The organism is Streptomyces sp. NPDC001222 (genome assembly GCF_042896945.1).
Taxonomy (GTDB): domain Bacteria; phylum Actinomycetota; class Actinomycetes; order Streptomycetales; family Streptomycetaceae; genus Streptomyces; species Streptomyces gibsoniae.
The window spans coordinates 26,209-47,305 of the sequence record NZ_JBIAXT010000049.1 but is presented as its reverse complement, the minus strand read 5'-3'; the positions used below and the strand labels follow the sequence as shown (position 1 = coordinate 47,305).

General features: G+C 73.4%; 19 protein-coding genes. 12 read left to right on the top strand and 7 right to left on the bottom strand.

Going from position 1 to position 21,097, the window contains the following annotated elements:
- Positions 1-282, bottom strand: a 282-nt coding sequence (locus tag ACFY2Z_RS38245; protein WP_390748608.1) for a hypothetical protein, incomplete at its 3' end; no start/stop codon positions are given.
- A gap of 264 nt (positions 283-546) precedes the next feature.
- Here ACFY2Z_RS38245 and ACFY2Z_RS38240 point away from each other — a divergent pair.
- Positions 547-1,416 carry a hypothetical protein gene (locus ACFY2Z_RS38240; protein WP_390748607.1) on the top strand — a complete coding sequence of 290 codons (870 nt, stop codon included), beginning with the start codon at positions 547-549 and terminating at the stop codon, positions 1,414-1,416.
- Between the two features lie 64 nt (positions 1,417-1,480).
- On the opposite strand, the gene ACFY2Z_RS38235 is transcribed toward ACFY2Z_RS38240, so the two are convergent.
- Entirely contained in the window at positions 1,481-2,776 is a 1,296-nt protein-coding gene (locus ACFY2Z_RS38235) for a DUF1015 domain-containing protein (protein WP_390748606.1), read from the bottom strand.
- Positions 2,777-2,846: 70 nt separating this feature from the next.
- Between ACFY2Z_RS38235 and ACFY2Z_RS38230 the strand changes: the two genes are divergently transcribed.
- From ACFY2Z_RS38230 to ACFY2Z_RS38215, 4 genes are read left to right on the top strand one after another with little or no spacing between them, the layout of a single operon-like run.
- Entirely contained in the window at positions 2,847-3,875 is a 1,029-nt protein-coding gene (locus tag ACFY2Z_RS38230; protein ID WP_390748605.1) for an HAD hydrolase-like protein, read from the top strand.
- Between the two features lie 51 nt (positions 3,876-3,926).
- The gene (locus ACFY2Z_RS38225; RefSeq protein ID WP_390748604.1) at positions 3,927-4,970 is read left to right on the top strand and encodes a FecCD family ABC transporter permease; all 1,044 of its coding nucleotides are present in this window, start codon (positions 3,927-3,929) and stop codon (positions 4,968-4,970) included.
- On the top strand, positions 4,967-6,004 hold the full coding sequence (locus ACFY2Z_RS38220) for a FecCD family ABC transporter permease (RefSeq protein ID WP_390748603.1): 1,038 nt from the start codon (positions 4,967-4,969) through the stop codon (positions 6,002-6,004). The genes ACFY2Z_RS38225 and ACFY2Z_RS38220 overlap by 4 nt, the downstream gene beginning before the upstream one ends.
- The gene (locus tag ACFY2Z_RS38215) at positions 6,001-6,870 is read left to right on the top strand and encodes an ABC transporter ATP-binding protein (protein ID WP_390748602.1); all 870 of its coding nucleotides are present in this window, start codon (positions 6,001-6,003) and stop codon (positions 6,868-6,870) included. The genes ACFY2Z_RS38220 and ACFY2Z_RS38215 overlap by 4 nt, the downstream gene beginning before the upstream one ends.
- Before the next feature lie 41 nt (positions 6,871-6,911).
- Here the strand turns inward: ACFY2Z_RS38215 and ACFY2Z_RS38210 are convergent, their stop codons facing one another.
- A complete protein-coding gene (locus ACFY2Z_RS38210) occupies positions 6,912-7,259 on the bottom strand; it encodes an SCP2 sterol-binding domain-containing protein (protein ID WP_390748601.1) in 348 nt (115 codons plus the stop codon).
- Between the two features lie 42 nt (positions 7,260-7,301).
- Here ACFY2Z_RS38210 and ACFY2Z_RS38205 point away from each other — a divergent pair, with 42 nt between their 5' ends.
- The 6 genes from ACFY2Z_RS38205 (at position 7,302) to ACFY2Z_RS38180 (ending at position 13,746) form a co-directional block, all read left to right on the top strand.
- On the top strand, positions 7,302-7,613 hold the full coding sequence (locus ACFY2Z_RS38205; protein ID WP_390748600.1) for a hypothetical protein: 312 nt from the start codon (positions 7,302-7,304) through the stop codon (positions 7,611-7,613).
- Between the two features lie 56 nt (positions 7,614-7,669).
- Complete coding sequence (locus tag ACFY2Z_RS38200) at positions 7,670-8,485, top strand: TlyA family RNA methyltransferase (protein ID WP_390748599.1); 816 nt, start codon at positions 7,670-7,672, stop codon at positions 8,483-8,485.
- The gene (locus ACFY2Z_RS38195; protein WP_355924172.1) at positions 8,482-9,387 is read left to right on the top strand and encodes an NAD kinase; all 906 of its coding nucleotides are present in this window, start codon (positions 8,482-8,484) and stop codon (positions 9,385-9,387) included. Before ACFY2Z_RS38200 ends, ACFY2Z_RS38195 begins: the two co-directional genes overlap by 4 nt.
- Before the next feature lie 91 nt (positions 9,388-9,478).
- Complete coding sequence (recN, locus tag ACFY2Z_RS38190) at positions 9,479-11,221, top strand: DNA repair protein RecN (protein WP_390748598.1); 1,743 nt, start codon at positions 9,479-9,481, stop codon at positions 11,219-11,221.
- Positions 11,222-11,553: 332 nt separating this feature from the next.
- The gene (locus tag ACFY2Z_RS38185) at positions 11,554-12,396 is read left to right on the top strand and encodes a hypothetical protein (RefSeq protein WP_390748597.1); all 843 of its coding nucleotides are present in this window, start codon (positions 11,554-11,556) and stop codon (positions 12,394-12,396) included.
- A 213-nt stretch (positions 12,397-12,609) separates the two neighbouring features.
- On the top strand, positions 12,610-13,746 hold the full coding sequence (locus ACFY2Z_RS38180; protein ID WP_390748596.1) for a glycosyltransferase family 4 protein: 1,137 nt from the start codon (positions 12,610-12,612) through the stop codon (positions 13,744-13,746).
- Positions 13,747-13,755: 9 nt separating this feature from the next.
- Here ACFY2Z_RS38180 and ACFY2Z_RS38175 read toward each other — a convergent pair whose 3' ends face one another.
- The 3 genes from ACFY2Z_RS38175 to ACFY2Z_RS38165 all read right to left on the bottom strand — a co-directional run bounded on the left by ACFY2Z_RS38175 (position 13,756) and on the right by ACFY2Z_RS38165 (position 18,063).
- Positions 13,756-15,402, bottom strand: coding sequence for a PucR family transcriptional regulator (locus ACFY2Z_RS38175; RefSeq protein WP_390748595.1), 1,647 nt, complete (start codon positions 15,400-15,402; stop codon positions 13,756-13,758).
- Between the two features lie 67 nt (positions 15,403-15,469).
- On the bottom strand, positions 15,470-16,852 hold the full coding sequence (locus ACFY2Z_RS38170; RefSeq protein WP_390748594.1) for an FAD-binding oxidoreductase: 1,383 nt from the start codon (positions 16,850-16,852) through the stop codon (positions 15,470-15,472).
- A 134-nt stretch (positions 16,853-16,986) separates the two neighbouring features.
- Positions 16,987-18,063 carry a hypothetical protein gene (locus tag ACFY2Z_RS38165; protein WP_390748593.1) on the bottom strand — a complete coding sequence of 359 codons (1,077 nt, stop codon included), beginning with the start codon at positions 18,061-18,063 and terminating at the stop codon, positions 16,987-16,989.
- Positions 18,064-18,416: 353 nt separating this feature from the next.
- On the opposite strand from ACFY2Z_RS38165, the gene ACFY2Z_RS38160 reads away from it, so the two are divergent.
- On the top strand, positions 18,417-19,121 hold the full coding sequence (locus tag ACFY2Z_RS38160; RefSeq protein WP_390748592.1) for a helix-turn-helix transcriptional regulator: 705 nt from the start codon (positions 18,417-18,419) through the stop codon (positions 19,119-19,121).
- Between the two features lie 106 nt (positions 19,122-19,227).
- Here the strand turns inward: ACFY2Z_RS38160 and ACFY2Z_RS38155 are convergent, their stop codons facing one another.
- Entirely contained in the window at positions 19,228-21,030 is a 1,803-nt protein-coding gene (locus ACFY2Z_RS38155) for a glycoside hydrolase family 15 protein (protein WP_390748591.1), read from the bottom strand.
- Between the last annotated feature and the right edge of the window lie 67 nt (positions 21,031-21,097).

Below are 21,097 nucleotides of genomic sequence, written 5' to 3'. Positions count from 1 at the left end.
GACCGTGGCGGGTTCCGCCGTGACGGTGGTGACCGTCCGGGCTTCCGCCGTGACGACGACCGTGGCGGGTTCCGCCGTGACGGTGGTGACCGTCCCGGCTTCCGCCGTGACGATCAGCGCGGTGGCTTCGGTCGCCGGGACGACCGCCGTGACGACCGGCGTGGCGAGGACCGTGGCGACCGGAGTGGCTTCCGTCGCGATGACCGCCGTGACGACAGGCGCGACGAGCGCCGTGACGACCGGGGTGGCTACGGCCGCCGTGACGACCGGCGCGATGACCACCGTGGCGTCGAGCGTGGCGACAGGCGTGATGACCGCCGCGACGACAGGCGAGACGAGCGCGGCGGCTACCCCCGCCGTGACGACCGCGGCGGCTACCCTCGCCGTGACGACCGCGGTGCGCGCGGCCCCCGCCGCGACGACCGAGGCGGCCGTCCCGGTGGCTTCCGAGGCCGTGACGACCGTCGTGACGACCGGCGCGATGACCGTCGCGGTGGCGGCCGGTTCCGTGACGAGCGGGATCGTGACCGGGAGCCGATCAAGCGGCTGCCGATCCCCGAGGACGTCACGGGTGACGAGATCGACAAGGACGTACGGCAGGAGCTGCAGAGCCTGCCCAAGACCCTCGCGGAGGACGTCGCCAGGAACCTGGTGATGGTGGCCAGGCTCATCGACGAGGACCCCGAGGGCGCGTACGCCTACTCGAAGGTCGCGCTGCGGCTCGCGTCCCGTGTCGCCGCCGTGCGCGAGGCCGGTGGCTTCGCCGCGTACGCCAACCAGAAGTACGGCGAGGCGCTCGCCGAGTTCCGGGCGGCCCGGCGGATGACCGGGAACATCGATCTGTGGCCTCTCATGGCGGACTGCGAGCGCGGCCTCGGCCGGCCGGAGAAGGCGCTGGACATGGCCGGTGCGCCCGAGGTGCACAAGCTCGACAAGGCCGGTCAGGTCGAGATGCGGCTCGTCGCCGCCGGGGCGCGCCGTGACATGGGGCAGCTCGACGCCGCCATCGTGACGCTGCAGAGCCCGGAGCTGGCGTCCAACTCCGTGCAGCCGTGGACCGCGCGACTGCGGTACGCGTACGCCGACGCCCTCCTCGCCGCCGGGCGGGAGAACGAGGCGCGTGACTGGTTCGCCAAGGCCGTCGAGTCCGACAAGGACGGCAGCACGGACGCCTCCGACCGGCTCGCCGAGCTGGACGGCGTGGAGTTCGTCGACGCGCTCGACGAGACGGCGGACGACGCGGACAAGAACGAGGCCGGCCTCGGCGGGGACGACGGCGACGGGTCCTCCTCCGAGCCGTCGAGCGCGGACACCGCGGACACCGCGGACACCGCGGACACCGCGGACACCGCGGACGTCGAGGACGTCGAGGACGCCGAGGACGGCACCGAGCGCGGCGCCGGGGACCGGGACTGACCCTCGCACACCGAAAGGGGCGGGATCCGACAGGGATCCCGCCCCTTCGTGTCTCCGGGGTGCCTCAGGAGGTCAGGGTCAGGGTCCGCAGGACCAGCCCCGACGCCGGCTTCGGACCGAACGACGTCGACTTGCGGGGCATCGTCACGCCTTGGCGGGCCAGCTCGCGTACGACCTCCTCGCGGACCGGGTGCATCAGCACGGCCGTGCCGCCGATGCGCTCGGCCTTCTCGACCGTGGCGGCCGTGTCATGGATGTAGGCGATGTGCTCCGGCGAGTCCTCGGGGATGCGCCACAGGTGTTCCAGCAGCGTCCGGTGCAGGACGGTCGCGTCCAGGGTGCGCCAGGCCTCCGGCGGGTCCGCGGGCACCGTACGGGCCAGCAGTTCAGGGGACGGCCGGTCCACGAGATGGAAGGTGCCGTCGCCCGCCAGCAGATAGGCGTTGCCGTGGCCGGCCGCCTCCGCCAGCGCGTCCAGGGCCTCGGGCAGGGGGACGGCCAGGTCGCGGACGCGGAACAGGCCGGTGAGGGCGGACAGTGCGTCGGCCACCGGGAGGCGGTGCAGAAGACGGTGGATCGCGCGCACCCGGAGGGGGTATCGGGCGGTGTCCACGAGGAGGACCAGTCCGTAGTCCCAGGGGCTGGGGGAGCCGTGCTCCGCGCGTAGACGCAGATACGTCGCCCAGCGATGGTGGCCGTCGGCGATGAGGGCCTGGTGCTGGGCCAGCTCCGACTGGATCTCGGCGACCTCGGCCGGATCCGTGACCGCCCACAGACGATGGCTGAAACCGTCCTCCGTGGTGGTGCGCAGCAGCGGTGAACGTTCGGCGGTGCGTTCGATGACGGCCCCCGCGCCGGTCGCGTCTCCGCTGCCCCGGTAGGTCAGCAGCAGGGGTTCGAGGTTGGCCGATGTCGCGCGCATCAGGGCCGCACGGTCGGCGATCACATGCGGCATCACGTCCTCATGGGGGAGGACCACACCGTCCGAGGGCTGCGACACACGCAGCGCGCCGATCACTCCGCGCTGGAGCAGCCCGTTGCCGCGCTGTTCGTAGATGTAGAGACCGGGTTCGGCGTCGGCCCTGAGGACGCCCTCGTCGAGCCAGCGGCGCAGGGTGTGGGCCGCCTGCTTGTTGCGTGCCGCCGGGGTGGCCGCCTGGGGCAGGATCAGACGGACGATGTTGTGCGGATCCGCCGATTCGAGGTGCAGCAGCCCGTCCGGGCGTACGACGACGTCGTACGGCGGCGAGGTGACCGCGGCGAGGCTGCCGACCCGGTCGGGGTCGTAGCGCAGGCCCCGGAAAGGGGTCAGTTCAAGGCCCTTGCCCGCCGGTACGTCCCTGGGACCTGCAGTGTTCATTGATGCATCGTAAGTGTGTCAGTGCCGTGGGGGATGATCGGGGAAACGAGCGAACGAGGAGCGATGTGCAATGAGCCAGACCGTCAGGACGCGGCCCGAGGGCAGTGCGCGCCCCCTGAGCGAGGCGTACGACACGGCGCTGCTCGACCTGGACGGGGTGGTGTACGCGGGCGGCCGGGCGATCGTGCACGCCGTGGAGTCGCTCGGGACCGCTCGATCGGGCGGCATGCATCTGGCGTACGTGACGAACAACGCGCTGCGCACGCCGGACGCGGTGGCCGTGCACCTCACCGAGCTGGGGATACCGGCCGAGGCGTCGGACGTGGTCACCTCGGCGCAGGCGGTCGCCCGGCTGATCAGTGAGCAGGTGCCCGGCGGGTCGCGGGTGCTGGTGATCGGCGGTGAGGGGCTGCGCGTCGCGCTGCGGGAGCGCGGGCTCGAGCCCGTGGAATCGGCCGACGACGATCCGGTAGCCGTGGTGCAGGGATACGGTGGGCCCGAGCTGGCCTGGGGGCGGTTCGCCGAGGCGTGCTACGCCATCGCGCGCGGGCTGCCCTGGTTCGCGTCCAACACCGATCTCACGATCCCGAGCGCGCGCGGCATCGCACCGGGCAACGGGGCGGCCGTGGAGGTCGTCAGGATCGCGACCGGTGCCGAACCGCAGGTGGCGGGCAAGCCGCTGCCTCCGATGCACCGGGAGACGATCCTGCGGACCGGTGCCCGGCGGCCGCTGGTGGTCGGGGACCGGCTCGACACGGACATCGAGGGCGCGTTCAACGGCGAGGTGGACTCGCTGCTCGTGCTGACCGGGGTGACCGACGGCGCCCAGCTGCTGGCCGCTCCCGTGCACCACCGGCCGACCTATGTGGACGCTGATCTGCGGGGGCTGCTGACCGGTCAGCCGGAGGTGGAGCCGGCGGGCGACGGCTTCCGCTGCGGCGGCTGGACGGCGACGGCGGGCCGGGAACAGCTGGAACTGACGGGCGAGGGCGAGGCCCTGGACGGGCTGCGGGCGCTGTGCGCGGCGGCCTGGACCGCGGCCGGCGACGGCGTCTGCGAGCTGGACGGGGGGAAGGCGCTGGCGCGACTGGGCCTGTGAGCCGGGAGGGCGGCCCTCCAGCGACTAGCGAGGGTAGGCTAACCTAACCTCGTGTTGGTCGACAGTCCTCCCGAACCTCGCGCGGAGACCGCCCCCGCGCCCCCAACCCGCCGGGCGATACGGTCCTTTGGGCTCCTCCTCTCGCTGGTGATCCTGGCGCTCGTCGTGCTGGCGAGCATCGCGGTCGGGGCGAAGGGGCTCTCGCCGCAGCAGGTCTGGCACGGTCTGTTCCACAACTCGGGCACTTATGCCGACGTGGTCGTCGGCGACCGGCTGTCGCGGACGGTGCTGGGACTGCTCGCCGGCGCCGCCCTCGGCCTGTCCGGTGCCGTTCTCCAGGCGCTCACCCGCAATCCGCTGGCCGACCCGGGACTGCTCGGCATCAACGCGGGCGCGTCCGCGGCGGTCGTCACCGCCATCACCTACTTCGGCGTCACCAGCCTGAGCGGCTATGTCTGGTTCGCCTTCTTCGGCGCGGCCGCCGTCGGGGCCCTGGTGTGGTTCCTCGGCGGCAGCCGGGGCGCCACCCCGGTGCGGCTCGCGCTCGCCGGGACCGCGATCAGCGCGGCGCTCTACGGCTATCTCCAGGCCGTGATGATCACGGACGACGCGGCGCTCGGCAAGATGCGCTTCTGGACGGTCGGTTCGCTGGCCTCGGCCACCGACTCGACCATCCGGCAGGTCCTGCCCTTCCTCGTGGCCGGCACGGTCCTCGCGCTGGGTCTCGCCCGGCCGCTGAACGCCGTGGCGATGGGCGACGACACCGCCCGCGCCCTCGGCGCCGGCCTCAACCGCACCCGCGCCCTCGCCATGGCCGCCGCCACCGTGCTGTGCGGTGCGGCGACCGCGGCCTGCGGCCCGATCGTGTTCGTCGGGTTGATGGTCCCGCACGCCGTACGGTCCTTCACCGGCCCGGACCTGCGCTGGATCCTGCCGTACGCGACCGTGCTGTCGCCTGTGCTGCTGCTCGGCTCCGACGTCATCGGCCGTGTCGTCGCCCGGCCCGCCGAGCTCCAGGTCGGCATCGTGACCGCGATCATCGGCGGCCCGGTCTTCATCTTCCTCGTACGACGACGCAGGACGGCGCAGCTGTGAAGACCACCCGTGCCCTGCGCACCCCGGGCGGGCTCTCCGCGCGCCTCGACCTCCGGGCGTTCTCCGTCGTCGTCCTGCTGCTGGCCGCCGCACTCACCGCGAGCGTCCTGCTGATCGGCACCGGCGACTTCTCGATCCCGGCCGGCGACGTCCTCAGAACGCCGTTCGGGGGCGGCAACCCGGGCCAGGAGTTCATCGTCACCGAACTCAGGCTGCCCCGGGTGCTCATCGGCCTGCTGGTCGGTGCCTCACTGGGGCTCGGCGGGGCCCTGTTCCAGTCCATCTCCCGCAATCCGCTGGGCAGTCCGGACGTACTCGGCCTCGGGCAGGGCTCGACGGCCGGGGCGCTCGTGGTGATCGTGCTGTTCTCCGGCAGCGCGACCCAGGTCGCCCTCGGCGCGCTCGTCGGCGGACTGGCCACCGGGTTCGCCATCTATCTGCTGGCCTGGAAGCAGGGCGTGCACGGCTACCGGCTGGTCCTGGTCGGCATCGGCGTCAGCGCCGTCGTCACCGCGGTCAACGGCTATCTGCTCACCAAGGCCGACCTCGTCGACGCGGCCCGCGCGGTCGTCTGGATGACCGGCTCCCTCAACGGGCGCGACTGGGACCAGGTGTGGCCGCTGCTCGCGCTCTGCGCGGTCCTCGTACCGCTCGTCCTCGGCCAGTCCCGGGGGCTGCGGATGACGGAGATGGGCGACGACGTCGCATACGCCCTCGGGGTGCGCGTCCAGCGCGTACGGGTGCTGCTGATGGTGTCCGCCGTGCTGCTCACCGCGGGAGCCACCGCCGCCGCGGGCCCGGTCGGATTCGTGGCGCTCACCGCGCCGCAGCTCGCCCGCCGGCTGACCCGCTCGCCCGGGCCGAACCTCGTGGCCTCCATGGTCATGGGCGCCACCCTGCTGATCGTCGCGGACTGGACCGCGCAGCGGGCCTTCGGCGCCGACCAGCTGCCCGTGGGCGTGGTCACCGGGGTCCTGGGCGGTCTCTATCTGCTGTGGCTGCTGGTCACCGAGCGCCGGGCGGGCCGCGTATGAGTGCCCCGAGCGCCCTGGACGGACCCGAAACGAACGACACAAGGAGCACCGTGAACCGCCTCTCCGCCGACGACGTCACCCTCGCGTACGACCGGCGCGTGATCGCCGAGCGGTTGTCCGTGGAGATCCCCGACAACTCCTTCACCGTGATCGTCGGGCCCAACGCCTGCGGCAAGTCCACCCTGCTGAGGGCGTTGTCCCGGATGCTCAAGCCGTCCCAGGGGCGGGTGCTGCTGGACGGCCAGGTCATCCAGTCGATGCCGGCGAAGAAGGTCGCACGGACCCTGGGCCTGCTGCCGCAGTCCTCGATCGCGCCGGACGGGATCACCGTCGGAGACCTGGTGGCCCGGGGGCGCTATCCGCACCAGGGGATCCTGCGCCAGTGGTCCGGCGAGGACGAGCGGGTCGTCCGGGAGTCGATGACGCAGACCGGGGTCGACGAACTCGCCGACCGCTACGTCGACGAACTCTCCGGGGGCCAGCGGCAGCGGGTGTGGATCGCCATGGCGCTCGCCCAGCAGACCCCCCTGCTGCTGCTCGACGAGCCGACCACCTATCTCGACATCCAGCACCAGATCGACGTACTCGACCTGTGTGCCGAACTGCACGAGACACAGGGACGGACGCTGGTCGCGGTGCTGCACGACCTCAACCACGCGGCGCGGTACGCCACCCATCTCATCGCCCTGCGCGACGGCGAGGTCGTCGCCGAGGGGGCGCCGAAGGACATCGTCACGGCGGAGCTCGTCGAGAAGGTCTTCGGGCTGCGCTGCCAGGTCATCGACGACCCGGAGACCGGCACCCCGCTGGTGGTCCCGGCGGCCCGCAGGGCACGTACGCGCGTCGCGGCGGAGGAGGCGGCCTGAGCCGCCACGGGGGCCGGGGAGGCGGCTCGCCGCCGGAGTGGCTAGAGGAGCTTTCTGAGGCGCAGCAGGTCCAGCAGGGCCGCCTCCAGTTTCACCCGGCCCGAGGCCCACGCCTTCGCGAAGTGCAGCCGGCCGTCGACCATCTCCAGCAGGTCGTCGCCGGTCATCGCGAGCCTGATCTGTGCCTTGTCGGGCGGCGGCCCCTGGAGCGTGTCGAGCACGCGGATCCGGCCGTCCTGGAGGCGGCCGACGAAGGTGACGTCCAGATCGGTGATACGGCAGCTGAGCGAGCGGTCCAGGGCCGCGGCCGCCCGCACGTCCCCGTCGGCGCCCGCCAGGGTGTCCGAAAACTTTTCGAGTGCCCTGCGGCACTCCTCAATGGTGGCCATCGTGAGCGACGGTACCTCAGCGCCACGAGGTAGCGTCGGGGCATGAGCGACTCTGTGACCGCGGCGGAGGCGGCAGCGGCGCAGGCCGACCCCGCGTCCTCGGTGGAACCTGCGGCCGAACCCGAGCACGACCCGGCCGCCCCGGCCCCGCTGCACGTGGACCGGACCCCGACCGGCAACGCCGAGGTCGACGCCCGGCTGGAGCGGCTGGCCGACGCCGACCACCTCGCCACGGACGGCCATGTCGAGGTGTACGAGGATGTACACCAGGGGCTGCGTGACGTGCTCACCGCACTCGACGCCCGCCCGGGGCCCCCGGCCCCCGCCCGTCACCCGACCACCACCCCTCAATGAGACCCTTCGGGTCGCACCAGTCAGATGACCGTACGAGAACAGGAGCTGAACCGAACGTGGCAGGAGTGGCACGCCGCCGTCTGGACGCGGAGCTGGTCCGCCGGAAGCTCGCGCGCTCGCGCGAGCACGCGAGCCAGCTGATCGCCGCGGGCCGGGTCACCGTCGGCAAGACCGTCGCGACCAAGCCCGCCACCCAGGTGGAGACCGCCGCCGCCATCGTCGTCGTGCAGGACGACAGCGATCCCGAGTACGTGTCCCGGGGCGGCCACAAGCTGGCAGGCGCGCTGAAGGCCTTCGTGCCCGAGGGCCTGACGGTCGAGGGGCGGCGCGCGCTGGACGCCGGCGCGTCCACCGGAGGCTTCACCGACGTCCTGCTGCGCGCGGGCGCCGCCCAGGTCGTCGCCGTGGACGTCGGGTACGGACAATTGGCCTGGTCGCTCCGGAGCGATGAACGCGTCACCGTCAAGGACCGTACGAACGTACGGGAGTTGACGCTCGAAGCGATCGATGGGGAACCTGTGGATCTTGTCGTGGGGGATCTGTCCTTCATCCCGCTCGGACTGGTGCTGCCCGCCCTGGTGCGGTGCACGAAGCCGGATGCCGACCTGGTGATGATGGTCAAGCCTCAGTTCGAGGTGGGGAAGGAACGGCTCGGCAGCGGAGGTGTGGTGCGCAGCCCCGAGCTGCGTGCCGAGGCCGTGCGCGGGGTGGCCGAGCGGGCCGGGGAGCTGGGACTCGGCGTGAAGGGCGTGACGGCCAGTCCCCTGCCCGGACCCTCGGGCAACGTCGAGTACTTTCTGTGGCTGCGAGCCGGGGCACCCGCTCTGGACCCGGCCGATGTTGACCGTGCAGTGGCGGAGGGGCCGCGTTGACACAGAACTCAGCTCGTACTGTTTTCCTGCTCGCCCACACCGGGCGGCCTGCGGCCATTCGCAGCGCCGAGCTGGTGGTCAAGGGTCTCGTGCGGTGCGGGATCGGCGTACGGGTCCTGGAGGCGGAGGCGGCCGACCTGCCGCTGCCGGAGGAGGTGGAGCTGGTCAAGGAGGCCACTCCGCAGTGCCTCGACGGGTGCGAACTGCTCATCGTGCTCGGCGGTGACGGAACCCTGCTGCGCGGCGCCGAGTTCGCCCGCGCCTCCGGGGTGCCGATGCTCGGCATCAACCTGGGCCGGGTCGGCTTCCTCGCCGAGGCCGAGCGCGACGACCTCGACCGGGTCGTCGACCGGGTGGTGATGAAGGCGTACGAGGTCGAGGAGCGCATGACCGTCGACGTCGTCGTGCACAAGAACGGCGACATCGTGCACACCGACTGGGCGCTCAACGAGGCGGCCGTGCAGAAGGTCTCCGCCGAGAAGCTCCTGGAGGTCGTCCTGGAGATCGACGGTCGGCCCGTGACCGGGTTCGGCTGCGACGGCATCGTGTGCGCCACCCCGACCGGATCCACCGCGTACGCCTTCTCCGCGGGCGGGCCCGTGGTGTGGCCCGAGGTGGAGGCCCTGCTCATGGTGCCGATCAGCGCGCACGCGCTGTTCGCCAAGCCGCTGGTGACCTCGCCCAACTCCGTGCTCGCCGTGGAGGTGCAGCCGGACACCCCGCACGGGGTGCTGTGGTGCGACGGACGGCGCACGGTGGAGCTGCCCCAGGGCGCGCGGGTCGAGGTGCGGCGGGGAGCGGTGCCGGTACGGCTGGCCCGGCTGCACCACGCCTCGTTCACCGACCGCCTCGTGGCCAAGTTCGCCCTGCCGGTGTCCGGGTGGCGGGGAGCGCCCCACTAGCCCCACTGAAGGGTGCGGGCTGGGTATGCGGGAGCGCGGTGTCCCCCTCCGGGGTGACAGGGCCGCTCGCACATCCCCAGCCCGACCTCGTATGGTCTTCTCCGTGTTGGAGGAGATGCGGATACGGTCGCTCGGAGTCATCGACGACGCGGTCGTCGAGCTGTCACCCGGCTTCACCGCCGTGACCGGTGAGACGGGCGCGGGCAAGACCATGGTCGTCACCAGCCTCGGTCTGCTGCTCGGCGGGCGCGCGGACCCGGCGCTCGTGCGGATCGGCGCGAAGAACGCGGTCGTCGAGGGACGGATCACCCTGTCCCCGGGCGCCTCCGCCGCCGTACGCGCCGAAGAGGCCGGGGCCGAGCTGGACGACGGGGCGCTGCTGATCAGCCGCACCGTGTCCGCCGAGGGACGCTCGCGGGCCCACCTCGGCGGCCGCTCCGTGCCCGTCGGGGTACTGGCGGAGCTGGCCGACGAGCTGATCGCCGTGCACGGGCAGACCGACCAGCAGGGCCTGCTGAAACTGTCCCGGCAGCGGCAGGCGCTCGACCGGTACGCCGGTGACGCCGTCGCCACGCCCCTCGCCAAGTACGGCGAGGCCTACCGGCGGCTGCGAGCTGTCTCCCTCGAGCTGGAGGAGATCACCACGCGGGCCCGGGAACGGGCCCAGGAAGCCGACATGCTGCGCTTCGGGCTCGACGAGATCGCGGCCGTGGAGCCGCGGGCCGGCGAGGACGCGGAGCTGGCCGAGGAGGCCGAGCGGCTCGGGCACGCGGAGGCGCTCGCGTCGGCGGCGACCGCCGCACACGCGGCGCTCGCCGGCAATCCCGAGGACCCCGAGGGCGTCGACGCGGCCACCCTGGTCGCGGGCGCGCACCGGGCCCTGGAGGCGGTGCGGTCGCACGATCCGGCGCTGGCGGGGCTCGCCGACCGGATCGGGGAGATCGGGATCCTGCTGGGCGATGTGGCGGGGGAGCTGGCCGGGTACGCCGACGACCTCGACGCCGATCCGCTGCGGCTGGCGGCCGTGGAGGAGCGGCGGGCCGCCCTCACCGCGCTGACCCGGAAGTACGGCCAGGACGTGGGCGCCGTGCTCGCCTGGGCCGAGCAGAGCGCCGCGCGGCTGACCGAACTCGACGGCGACGACGACCGGATCGAGGAGCTGACCGCCGAACGGGACGGGCTGCGCACCGAACTGGGCGCGCTCGCCCAGGCGCTGACCGATGCGCGGACGGAGGCCGCCGAGCGGTTCGCCGCCGCCGTCACCGCCGAACTGGCCTCGCTCGCCATGCCGCACGCGCGCGTGTCGTTCGAGCTCCGGCAGACGGACGACCCGGACGGCGTCGAGGTCGGCGGGCGTACGGTCGCGTACGGGCCGTCGGGCGTCGACGAGGTCGAGCTGCTGCTCGCGCCCCACCCGGGCGCGCCGCCGCGGCCCATCGCCAAGGGCGCCTCGGGCGGTGAGCTGTCCCGGGTGATGCTCGCGGTCGAGGTCGTGTTCGCGGGGACGGACCCCGTGCCCACCTACCTCTTCGACGAGGTCGACGCGGGCGTCGGCGGCAAGGCGGCGGTCGAGATCGGGCGGCGTCTGGCCCGCCTCGCAAAGACCGCGCAGGTCGTGGTCGTCACCCATCTGCCGCAGGTCGCGGCGTTCGCCGACCGGCAGCTGCTGGTGGAGAAGACGAACGACGGGTCGGTGACCCGGTCGGGCGTGAAGGTGCTGGAGGGCGAGGACCGCGTCCGCGAGCTGTCCCGGATGCTGGCGGGCCAGGAGGACTCGGAGACCGCCCGGGCGCACGCGGAAGAGCTCTTGGCGACGGCGCGGGCGGACGGCTAGGGCTGTTTCGAAAGTCCCGTCCGGCCCGCGGCGTCCGGTACGGGGCCTCGCCGCGTTGTCGGGATCGGCCGCGTACACCCAGTACGCGGACGACCCTCCGCCTTGCGACGCGCCGCACCGGACGCCGCGGGGCCAGCCCTTCGGGCGGACGACCCTCCGCCTTGCGACGCGCCGCACCGGACGCCGCGGGGCCCGCCCTTCGGGCGGACGACCCTCCGTCTTGCGACGCGCCGCACCGGACGCCGCGGGGCCCGCCCTTCGGGCGGACGACGCTGCTTTCGAAACGCTCCCTGGCAGGAAGCGCTGCCGGCCGGCTCCCGTAGGGTGACGGGATGATCATGCGCTCTCGCAGGACCGTCTCGTTCGTCCGCGCCGCGGCCGTCACCCGCGCCGCCACCACCGCCCTGCGCGCCCTGGCGCCGGGCGGGCCCGGCCGCTGGGAGCGGACGAATCACGCGGGGCGGACCGTCGAGCTGTACGCGGGGCCCGCCTCGGCCGTGGCCGTCGCGCTCGGCGCCGGGCGGGTCCGTCCGGCCGCCGGACTCGCGGTGCTCGCCGCCGGTGCCTGTGGCGCCTACGACGACGTCGCCGGTGCCGGGGATCCCCGGCGCGGGTTCCGGGCGCATCTGTCGGCCCTGCGGGACCGCGAGGTCACCAGCGGCGCGGTGAAGCTGTTCGGGATCTCCGCGGCGGCGCTCGCCGCGGGGGCCGTACTGCAGCGGCGGCCGCTGGACAAGGCGCTCGCGGGTGTGGTGATCGCGGGGGCCGCGCACTTCGTCAACCTCGTGGACGTGCGGCCGGGCCGGGCCGCCGGGACCGTCCTCGCCCTCGGGGCTCCGGGGCTGCTGCGCGCGGGAGCGGGCGGGGAGCTGTGCGCCGCCGTGGCGGGGGCCGCCGCCGCGGTGCTGCCCGACGATCTGGGCGAGCGGGCGATGCTCGGGGACACCGGGGCCCATGCGCTGGGCGCCGCCCTCGGGGCCGCCGTGGCCGCCGGCTGGGGATCGCCCCGCCTGAACGGCGTCGAGCGGCCGGGCGGCCGGGCCGGGCTCCTCGCCCACGCGGCTGCGTTCGTCGCCGCGGCCGCGTTCGGGGACAAGGTGACCGAGGCGGCACGGACCTGGGGAACCGGCTCACCCCGGCTCACCACGTCCATAGCGCCCGCACACACCACCTGAGCCCGCCACGCGCCCTCACTCGGGGGAGTGACCGGGCGCGCCCCCCTTCGCTCGGTCCGCCGTCGTCGCGGTCCTCCGCCGGTGCCGCACCACCCCCGCTCCCTGGCATGCTTGAGCCATCCGCGGAGCATCTCGCGCGGTCCACGCCCACCGCGCGATCCTTCTGTACGTTTCTTCGTGACCGCCCGATGCCGAACCAGGAGCCCCGGCCACGTGAGCCTCGCGAGCAGCCACTCAGCGCACGGCCGGACACCGCTGCGCACCGTGCAGGTGCTCGGCGGGGGCAGTGCCGGCAGTAGTGCGCATGTGCGGTCCCTGGCCGCGGGGCTCGTCGCCAGGGGCGTGCACGTGACCGTGTGCGCCCCCTTTGAGGCCGAGCGCACCTACGACTTCAGCGGCGTCGGCGCCCAGCACGTCCCCGTACCCCGCAGTACGGATCCCGCCTCCCTCACCGCACTTCGCGGCGTCTGCGCCGATGCGGACCTGGTGCACGCGCACGGACTGCACGCGGGCCTGCGCGCCGCGCTCGCGCTGGGCGGGCGGCGCACCCCCTTCGTGGTCACCTGGCACACGCGGGCGCACGCCGAAGGCGCTCGCGCCCATCTCAGGCGCCTGCTGGAGCGGCGGGTGGCCAGGGCCGCGACCGTCGTCCTCGGGACGTCCTCGGACCTGGTCGACCGGGCCCGCCGCCGCGGCGCGCGGGACGCCCGGCTCGCCGCCGTCGCCCTGCCGGCGGCCCGTATGTCCCCCGAGGACGACGACCCGGAACGGCTGCGCTCCAAGACCCTGGCCGAACTGGGCGCGACGGACCGGCCGTTGCTGATGGCGGTCGGCTCCCTGGAGCGGTACCGCGGATACGATGTGCTGCTCGACGCCTCCCGCACCTGGCGCCGCCTCGACCCGGTGCCCCTGGTCGTCGTCGCGGGGGAGGGGCCGCTGCGGACGGTGCTGCAGCGGCGCATCGACGACGAGGAGCTGCCGGTGCGGCTGGTCGGGCGGCGTGAGGACGTCGGCGAACTGCTCGCCGCCGCCGATCTGGCCCTGCTGCCCAGCAGTTGGGAGTCCCGGTCCGTGCTCGCGCAGGAGGCGTTGCACGCGCGCGTGCCGCTCGTCGCCACCGCCGTCGGGGGTGTTCGCGAACTCGTCGGCGACGCGGCCGAACTCGTCCCCTACGGCGACGCGGAGGCGCTCGCCACCGCCGTCGTACGGCTCCTCGACGACCCGGCGCGCCGTGAGCTGCTGCGGGAGAGGGGCGTCCGGCAGGCCGCGGCCTGGCCCACCGAGGACGAGACCGTGGCCCAGGTGCTGAGCGTCTACGACGAGTTGACGCAGGTCCGGCCCTATCCGTGAGGCCCGGGCCTACCCCTGAGGAACGTGCCGGCGCGCCTGCAGGGCCAGGCTCAGGGCCAGCACCGTCTGCGGGTCGTCGAGGTCCGTGCCCAGCAACTCCCCGATCCGGGCCAGCCGGTTGTAGAGGGTCTGCCGGTTCAGATGCAGCTCGCGGGCCGTCTCCGCCTTGCGGCCCGCGTGCGCGAGATACGTCTCCAGCGTGGGAAGCAGCGGCGGCCGGGAGCGGTGGTCGTGGTCGCGCAGCGGACCGATCGCGCGGTCCACGAAGGCCGCCAGGTCCGGATGGTCCCGCAGCCGCCACAGCAGCAGGTCGATGTCGAGGCGCCGGGCGTCGTGCCAGGGACGCTCCGGCAGTCCCTGCGCCGCCGCCGCGGTCTCCGCCGCGTGCCGCAGTCCGGCCGACGCCGCGGCCCAGCCGCCCGCGACCCCGACCACCACGACCGGCGGCCGGGCGCCCGGCCGCTGCATACCGGCCCGCTCCACCCCGGCCCGCAGCGCCGCGGCCACCCGGTCGGCGACCGCGGAACGCTCCGACTCCGAGCGCAGTCCCAGCAACAGCGGCACCCGGCCCTCCACCGGCCGCACGCCGAGCAGGACCGGCACGCCCACCGACCCCAGCTCCTCCGCGACCGCCCGCGCCAGCACCGCCCAGCCCCCGCCGCCCGGCGCGGGGCCGTCCGCCAGCCGCATCACCACCGGCAGCAGCGGGCCGCCGCCCGGCTTGAAGCCGAGCACCCGGGCCTGGGCGGGCGCGTCCTCGGCGGTGATCCGGCCCTCGGCGAGGTCGGTGAGGAAGTCGCCGCGCCCGCGCGCCGCGAGCTCCTCCTCCTGCCGGGCCTGCATCAGCACCACCGCGAGGATGCCCGCGGCCCGTTCGGCGGCGATCCGGTGCACCGGCGCCACCGGCGCGGCGACCGGCAGCAGCACCAGCCGGGCCCGTACCGAGCCCGTGCCCGGTCCGCCCCCCGGCACGTCCACGATGACGGTGCCGGCCGGGGGAGTGTCCTTGTGCTGTCCGCGCAGCCCCTCCCACACCTGGAGCGGATCCGTGTCCGCGGGCCCGTTCCCGGCGGCGTACAGCAGCCTGCCGTCGGCCGTCTCCAGGAACACCGGGTTGCCGCCGAAGTCGGCCAGGATCTGCAGGACCTGCGGTACCCCGCCCCCGCAGAGCAGCGCCTCGGTGCACCGGCGGTGCACCTCCTCGGCCCGCTGGAGCACTGCGTAGTGCCCGTTGACGATCTCGGTGTGGATCTCCTCGGTGACCGTCACGAACGGCACCTCGCGATGCAGTTGGACGAGCGGCAGCCCGGCGGTGCGGGCCGTCTCCACCAGGGCGGCGGGCAGCCGGGTGAAGCGCGGGCCCAGCTCCACCACCAGGGCCGCGATACCGCGCTCGGCCAGGGTGCGGACGAACGCGCGCTGGTCGGCGGGGCGGGTGCCGAGGCCGTAGCCCGTGGTCAGCAGGAGCTCGCCGCCCTTCAGCAGTGAGGCGATGTTCGGGACCTCGCCCGCGTGCACCCAGCGCACCGTACGGTGCAGCCGGTCGGCGCCGGCGAGCACCTCCGGCAGTCCGCTGCGCAGCCCGGGCAGCTCCAGCGCCCGCTGCACGGTGATTCCGGCGCCCTGGGGCCCCTGGGGGTCGAAACGGCTGTCCATGCGGTGACGCTACCCGCGCGGACACCCCGGGCGCACCGGGGGCCCGGTCGGGCGGCCGTGCGCCCGGTCAGAGGGGCCGGATGTTGTGGTTGTAGCGGAACACGTTGTCCGGGTCGTACTGGCGTTTGACCCGCGCCAGGCGGTTGAGGTGCTCGGTGCCGAGGCCGGCCACCACCCGGTCCCTGCCCTCGTCCCCGATGAAGTTGAGATAGACCGCCCCGGTGCTCCAGGGCCGGGCGTCGGCGCGCACGTCCCGCACCCAGCGCAGGGCCCGCTCGTCGTCCGTCGGGTCCGCCCAGACGCCGAACGGGTGCACGGCCCAGCGCGCGTCCCGGTAGGGGACCGGATAGTCGGCGGGACCGGCGGCGATCGCGCCGCCCTGCGGGAACAGCACCTGCTGACAGGCCGAGGGGACGGGCATCGAGGGGGCGCGGGCGCAGAACGCGTCGACCAGTTCGTCCGGCAGGGCGTGCACGTACTCGACCGACCAGTGGTTGCGCAGCCCGGGCGGAACGTCGAGCAGGCACTGCGCGTCGGCGTACGGCATCGTGGCGACGACCTCGGACTCGTGCGGCAGGGCCAGCAGCGGCCCGGCGAGCTTGCGCAGCCCGTCCTCGTCGCCGACGTAGGTGACCAGCGCACCGCACAGCAGCGTCCCCACCAGGTGCTCGGGGACGAACGGGGCGGGCGGCCCGGTCACGTACTGCACGGCGCCCCCCACTTCCGGCGGGCCGGTGTCGAGGAGGTCGCGGTAGGCGCGGACCACCTCGGGCCCCCTCTCCGGCAGGAACATCAGCAGGGCGATCGAGAACGCGGGCAGCTCGTGCAGCCTGAGGGTGAGCGCGGTGGCGACGCCGAAGTTCCCGCCGCCGCCGTGCAGCGCCCAGAACAGCTCGGGGTGCTCCTCGGCGGTCGCGAGGACCGGGGTGCCGTCCGAGGTCACCAGCTCCACGCCGAGCAGATTGTCGACGGCGAGCCCGAAGACCCGGTCCAGCCAGCCGGTTCCGCCACCGAGCACAAAGCCGCCGACACCGGTCGTGGAGATCCGGCCGCCCGTGGTCGCGAGACCGTGCGGCTGGGTGGCGCGGTCGAGGTGGCTCATCAGGGCGCCGCCCTCGACCCGTACCGACGCGGATCCGGGGTGGACCGTGACCCTGCTCATCCGGCGCAGGTCCACCACCAGCCCGTTGTCGTTGACCGCCATGCCCGCCACGCTGTGGCCGCCGCCATGGACCGCGATCTTCAGATCGAGGTCCATGGCGAACCGCACCGCCCGGATGACATCGGCCTCGTCCGCGCACTGTGCGATGACGGCCGGGCGGCGGTCGATCATCGCGTTGAAGACGGTGCGGGCCTCGTCGTAGCCATGATCTCCCGGAGCGAGGACCTCTCCCTCCAGACCCGCGCGAAGAGCGGCGAGCGCCGCGCCCGCCTTCGAAAGGGGAGCCATGACGGCGGGCCCCCTTCCCGCAGGGGACAGAACAGAACTGCCTTCAGCCTAGGCGGGGCCGGCGCGCCGGTCCTGCTCGGCCGGCTCCGGGACAGCCCGCGCTCCGACCTGACGGCGGGCGGCCGCCCGGGTGTTCACACCGCGAGGGCCCCGCTCATCTCCTCCTCGGCGCTCGTCTCCGGCGCGGGGAGGTGCGCCGGGGCAGGGGTGCCGCGCCGTTCGACTGCCGCGGCGGCGGCCAGGAGCAGCAGGCCCGCGACCAGCCAGAGCACGAGGGAGAGGATCCGGCCGCCCAGGGCCGCCGAGGGGAAGTAGAGCAGGCTGCGGGCGCCCTCGACGAAGCCGGCGCCGTTCCAGAAGGCGTGCAGCGCGCCGAAGAAGCCGCTCTGCAGCTCGGGTTCGAAGACGCCGCCGCTGCTGGTGAAGTTGAGCATGATGAACAGCCCCATGAGGGCCAGCATCGTGAAGCGCTTGAGGAACGTGTGGAGTCCGATGCCGATGACGAGGGTGCCCGTCGTGTACAGCCAGGCCATGGCCCACACCCCCCACAGGTCGTGATCGACGATGTGGAAGACCGGACCTGCCAGCACCGCCCCGATGACGCTCACCACCAGCGCGGTGCCGACGCCGAGGGCGGCCCGGAGCCACACGGAGAGCGTGGCACCGGCCGCGCTGATGGTGATGGCGGAGATGTTGGCCCCGATGGTCAGCGCGATCATCACGTAGAACAGGCCCTGATTGCCGGGGTCGCCGCTGGGCAGCCGGGACAGGTCCGTGACCTTCAGCGGTTCGCCCTGCTGGGCGGCCACCGTGGTGAAGAGGTCCTGTGCCGCGGTGGCGGAGGAGCTGGAGTTGGCGTCGGCGACGATCAGTTCGGGGTGCTTGGCGCTGGGCACGTACGCGCCGACCAGGTCCCGGTGCATGATCTGGTGTCTGGCCGTGGCCCGGTCGGGCAGGGTGGTGACGTCCACCGTGTCGCCCGCCTTGTCCTTGACCGCCTGGGCCAGCAGCCGGTCGCGTGCCGAGGCGCCGACCACGGCGACCTTCAGCCCGTGCGCGTGGTCCTGCGGCGCATGGAAGGCGCCGATGTAGGCCAGGCCCATACCGAGGCACATCAGCACCGGGGTGAGCAGGTGGACTGTCACGGCGCGGACGGTGGGGTGCGGGATGATCAGGTGGCCCATATGGCGGCCGGCGCGCTTGTGGTGCATGGAGGTCGTTTCCTAGCAGGCAGAGGTCGTGGTGCGGTGCGGACTGGGAGAAGTGCGGGTGCGGCTCAGGGGACGAGTACGAGGCGGATCGGGTCCCCCTCCTTGCGTTCCAGCCGGGGCGGTGATGGAGGGTGCGAGGTCGAGGCGGCCGGTGGAGACGAGGCGGATCAACTGCTCGACGTACGGCGATCGGCCGGAGGCGTCACTCCTGGGCGTCCGTAGCGTCACTCATCCACCGTGCGGCCGTCGGGGTGCGGGTCGCCGTGCCGGTGCTACAAAGTCTTGTAGAGGTATCGGTGTGCTGGAGGTTGCCATCCCTCCACACCTGAGGTAGCCGGCGGCGGGATCGAAAGATGGACACCCCTGAGCGCCGAACGGGCGACGAGCCGAGCGAGCCGGGCGGGTCCGGCACCCTGCCGGCGCCGGACGCCGACCAGGCGGTCTACTGGCGCAACCAGGCCACAGCACTGTTCGACCGGATTTCGCTGCCCGTCGCCTTCTGCGACGCGGAGGGCGTCATCCTCTCCGCCAACCGCGCCATGGCCTCGGAGTGGGGCACACTCGCCGGCCGCCTCGTCGGGCGCCGCGCCCTGGACCTGTTCCGTCCGACGGCGGAGCGGCGGCTCGATCCCCTCTCGGAAGCGCTGCGGCTGCGCCGTCGGGCGCGGTATCCGGTCGAGGTGAGCTGGCGCCCGGCCGCCGGCGAGGAACGCCGGGGCGAGATGACCATCGACGTGGTGGTCGGCAACGCCCCCGACGGTCCCCTCCGTCTGCTCCTGGTCCTGCGCGCCTTCGAGGCACCCGCCGAGCCGCCGGCCCCGCAGACCCGGGCGTCCGGACAGGCCAGCGACATCGAGGCGCGCATCCTGGCCCTGGCGGCGGCGGGCTTCACGAGCACCCGAATCGCCACCGAGGTGGGCCTGACGGCGGACGGGATCAACTACCACTTCGCACGCCTGTCCCGGCGCTGGAACGTCACCAACAGAACGGCACTGGTGGCGCGCGCCTACGTCAACGGCGTGCTCTCCCCCCAGGCCTGGCCGCCCGCGCCCGCCTGAGCGGCCACGTCGGTCCGACGCACGAGGTCCCCCTCAGCAGTGCGCTGAGGGGGACCTCAAGAGGGATGCCGCTCGGGGCGGCGGCCTCGGGGCCCGGTGGCCGTACTCAGCCCCCGTACGCCCCGGACGCCGTCAGCCGCAGTGCCGTGTCGATCAGCGGCACATGGCTGAAGGCCTGCGGGAAGTTCCCTACCTGGCGCTCCAGGCGGGGGTCCCACTCCTCGGCGAGCAGGCCCAGGTCGTTGCGCAGGGCGAGCAGCTTCTCGAAGAGCTTGCGGGCCTCGTCCACGCGGCCGATCATCGCCAGGTCGTCGGCGAGCCAGAACGAGCAGGCGAGGAAGGCGCCCTCGTCACCCGGCAGCCCGTCCACGCCCTCCTCCTCGCCCGCGGTCGGGTAGCGCAGGATGAAGCCGTCGGGCGTGGACAGCTCGCGCTGGATCGCCTCGATCGTGCCGATCACCCGCTTGTCGTCCGGCGGCAGGAAGCCCATCTGCGGGATGAGCAGCAGCGAGGCGTCCAGCTCCCTGGAGCCGTAGGACTGGGTGAAGGTGTTGCGCTCCTTGTCGTAGCCCTTCTCGCACACGTCCCGGTGGATGTCGTCGCGCAGCTCGCGCCACTTCTCCAGCGGGCCGTCCGCGTCCCCGGACTCGATCAGCTTGATCGTGCGGTCCACCGCGACCCAGGCCATGACCTTGGAGTGCACGAAGTGGCGGCGGGGGCCGCGCACCTCCCAGATGCCCTCGTCCGGCTCGTCCCAGTGCTGCTCCAGATAGCGGATCAGCTTCAGCTGGAGCAGGGAGGCGTAGTCGTTGCGCGCCAGGCCCGTCATATGGGCCAGGTGCAGGGCCTCGGTGACCTCTCCGTACACATCCAGCTGCAACTGGTGCGCGGCGCCGTTGCCGACGCGCACCGGCGCGGAGTTCGCGTAGCCGGGCAGCCAGTCCAGCTCGGCCTCGCCCAGTTCCCGTTCGCCCGCGATGCCGTACATGATCTGCAGGTTCTCGGGGTCGCCCGCCACGGCGCGCAGCAGCCACTCGCGCCAGGCCCGCGCCTCCTCGCGATAGCCGGTACGCAGCAGGGAGGACAGGGTGATCGCCGCGTCGCGGAGCCAGGTGTAGCGGTAGTCCCAGTTGCGGACGCCGCCGATCTCCTCGGGCAGCGAGGTCGTGGGCGCGGCCACGATGCCGCCCGTCGGGGCGTAGGTCAGGGCCTTGAGCGTGATCAGCGAGCGGACCACGGCCTCGCGGTAGGGGCCGTGGTACGTACACTGCTCCACCCACTCGCACCAGAAGTCCTCGGTCGCCTCCAGGGCCTGCTCGGGCTCGGGCAGCGACGGCGGCTCCCGGTGCGAGGGCTGCCACGAGATGGTGAACGCGATCCGGTCACCCGGGGCGACCGTGAAGTCCGCGTACGTCGTCAGTCCCTTGCCGTAGGTCTCGGCATGGGTGTCGAACCACACGGAGTCGGGCCCGGCCACGGCCACCGTGCGCCCCTCGTGCTTGTGCACCCAGGGCACCACTCGTCCGTAGGAGAACCGCATCCGCAGCGCCGAGCGCATGGGCACCCGGCCCGTGACGCCCTCCACGATCCGGATCACCTGGGGCGCGCCGTCACGCGGCGGCATGAAGTCGATCACCCGGACCGTGCCGCGCGGGGTGTCCCACTCGGACTCCAGGATCAGCGACTCACCGCGGTAGGAGCGCCGGGTGGCGGGCGGCGGCGCGACATCCGCCGCGTGCGCCGGGCCGAGCCGCCAGAAGCCGTGTTCCTCTGTGCCGAGCAGTCCCGCGAAGACGGCATGGGAGTCGAATCGGGGCAGGCACAGCCAATCCACGGTGCCGTCCCGGCAGACCAGCGCCGCGGTCTGCATGTCTCCAATGAGTGCGTAGTCTTCGATGCGCCCGGCCAATGCAACTCCAGTCGAACGGCCACGTCGCCCCAGGTGGGGCGGTTGCTCTGCGGTCAGGGGGTCGGTG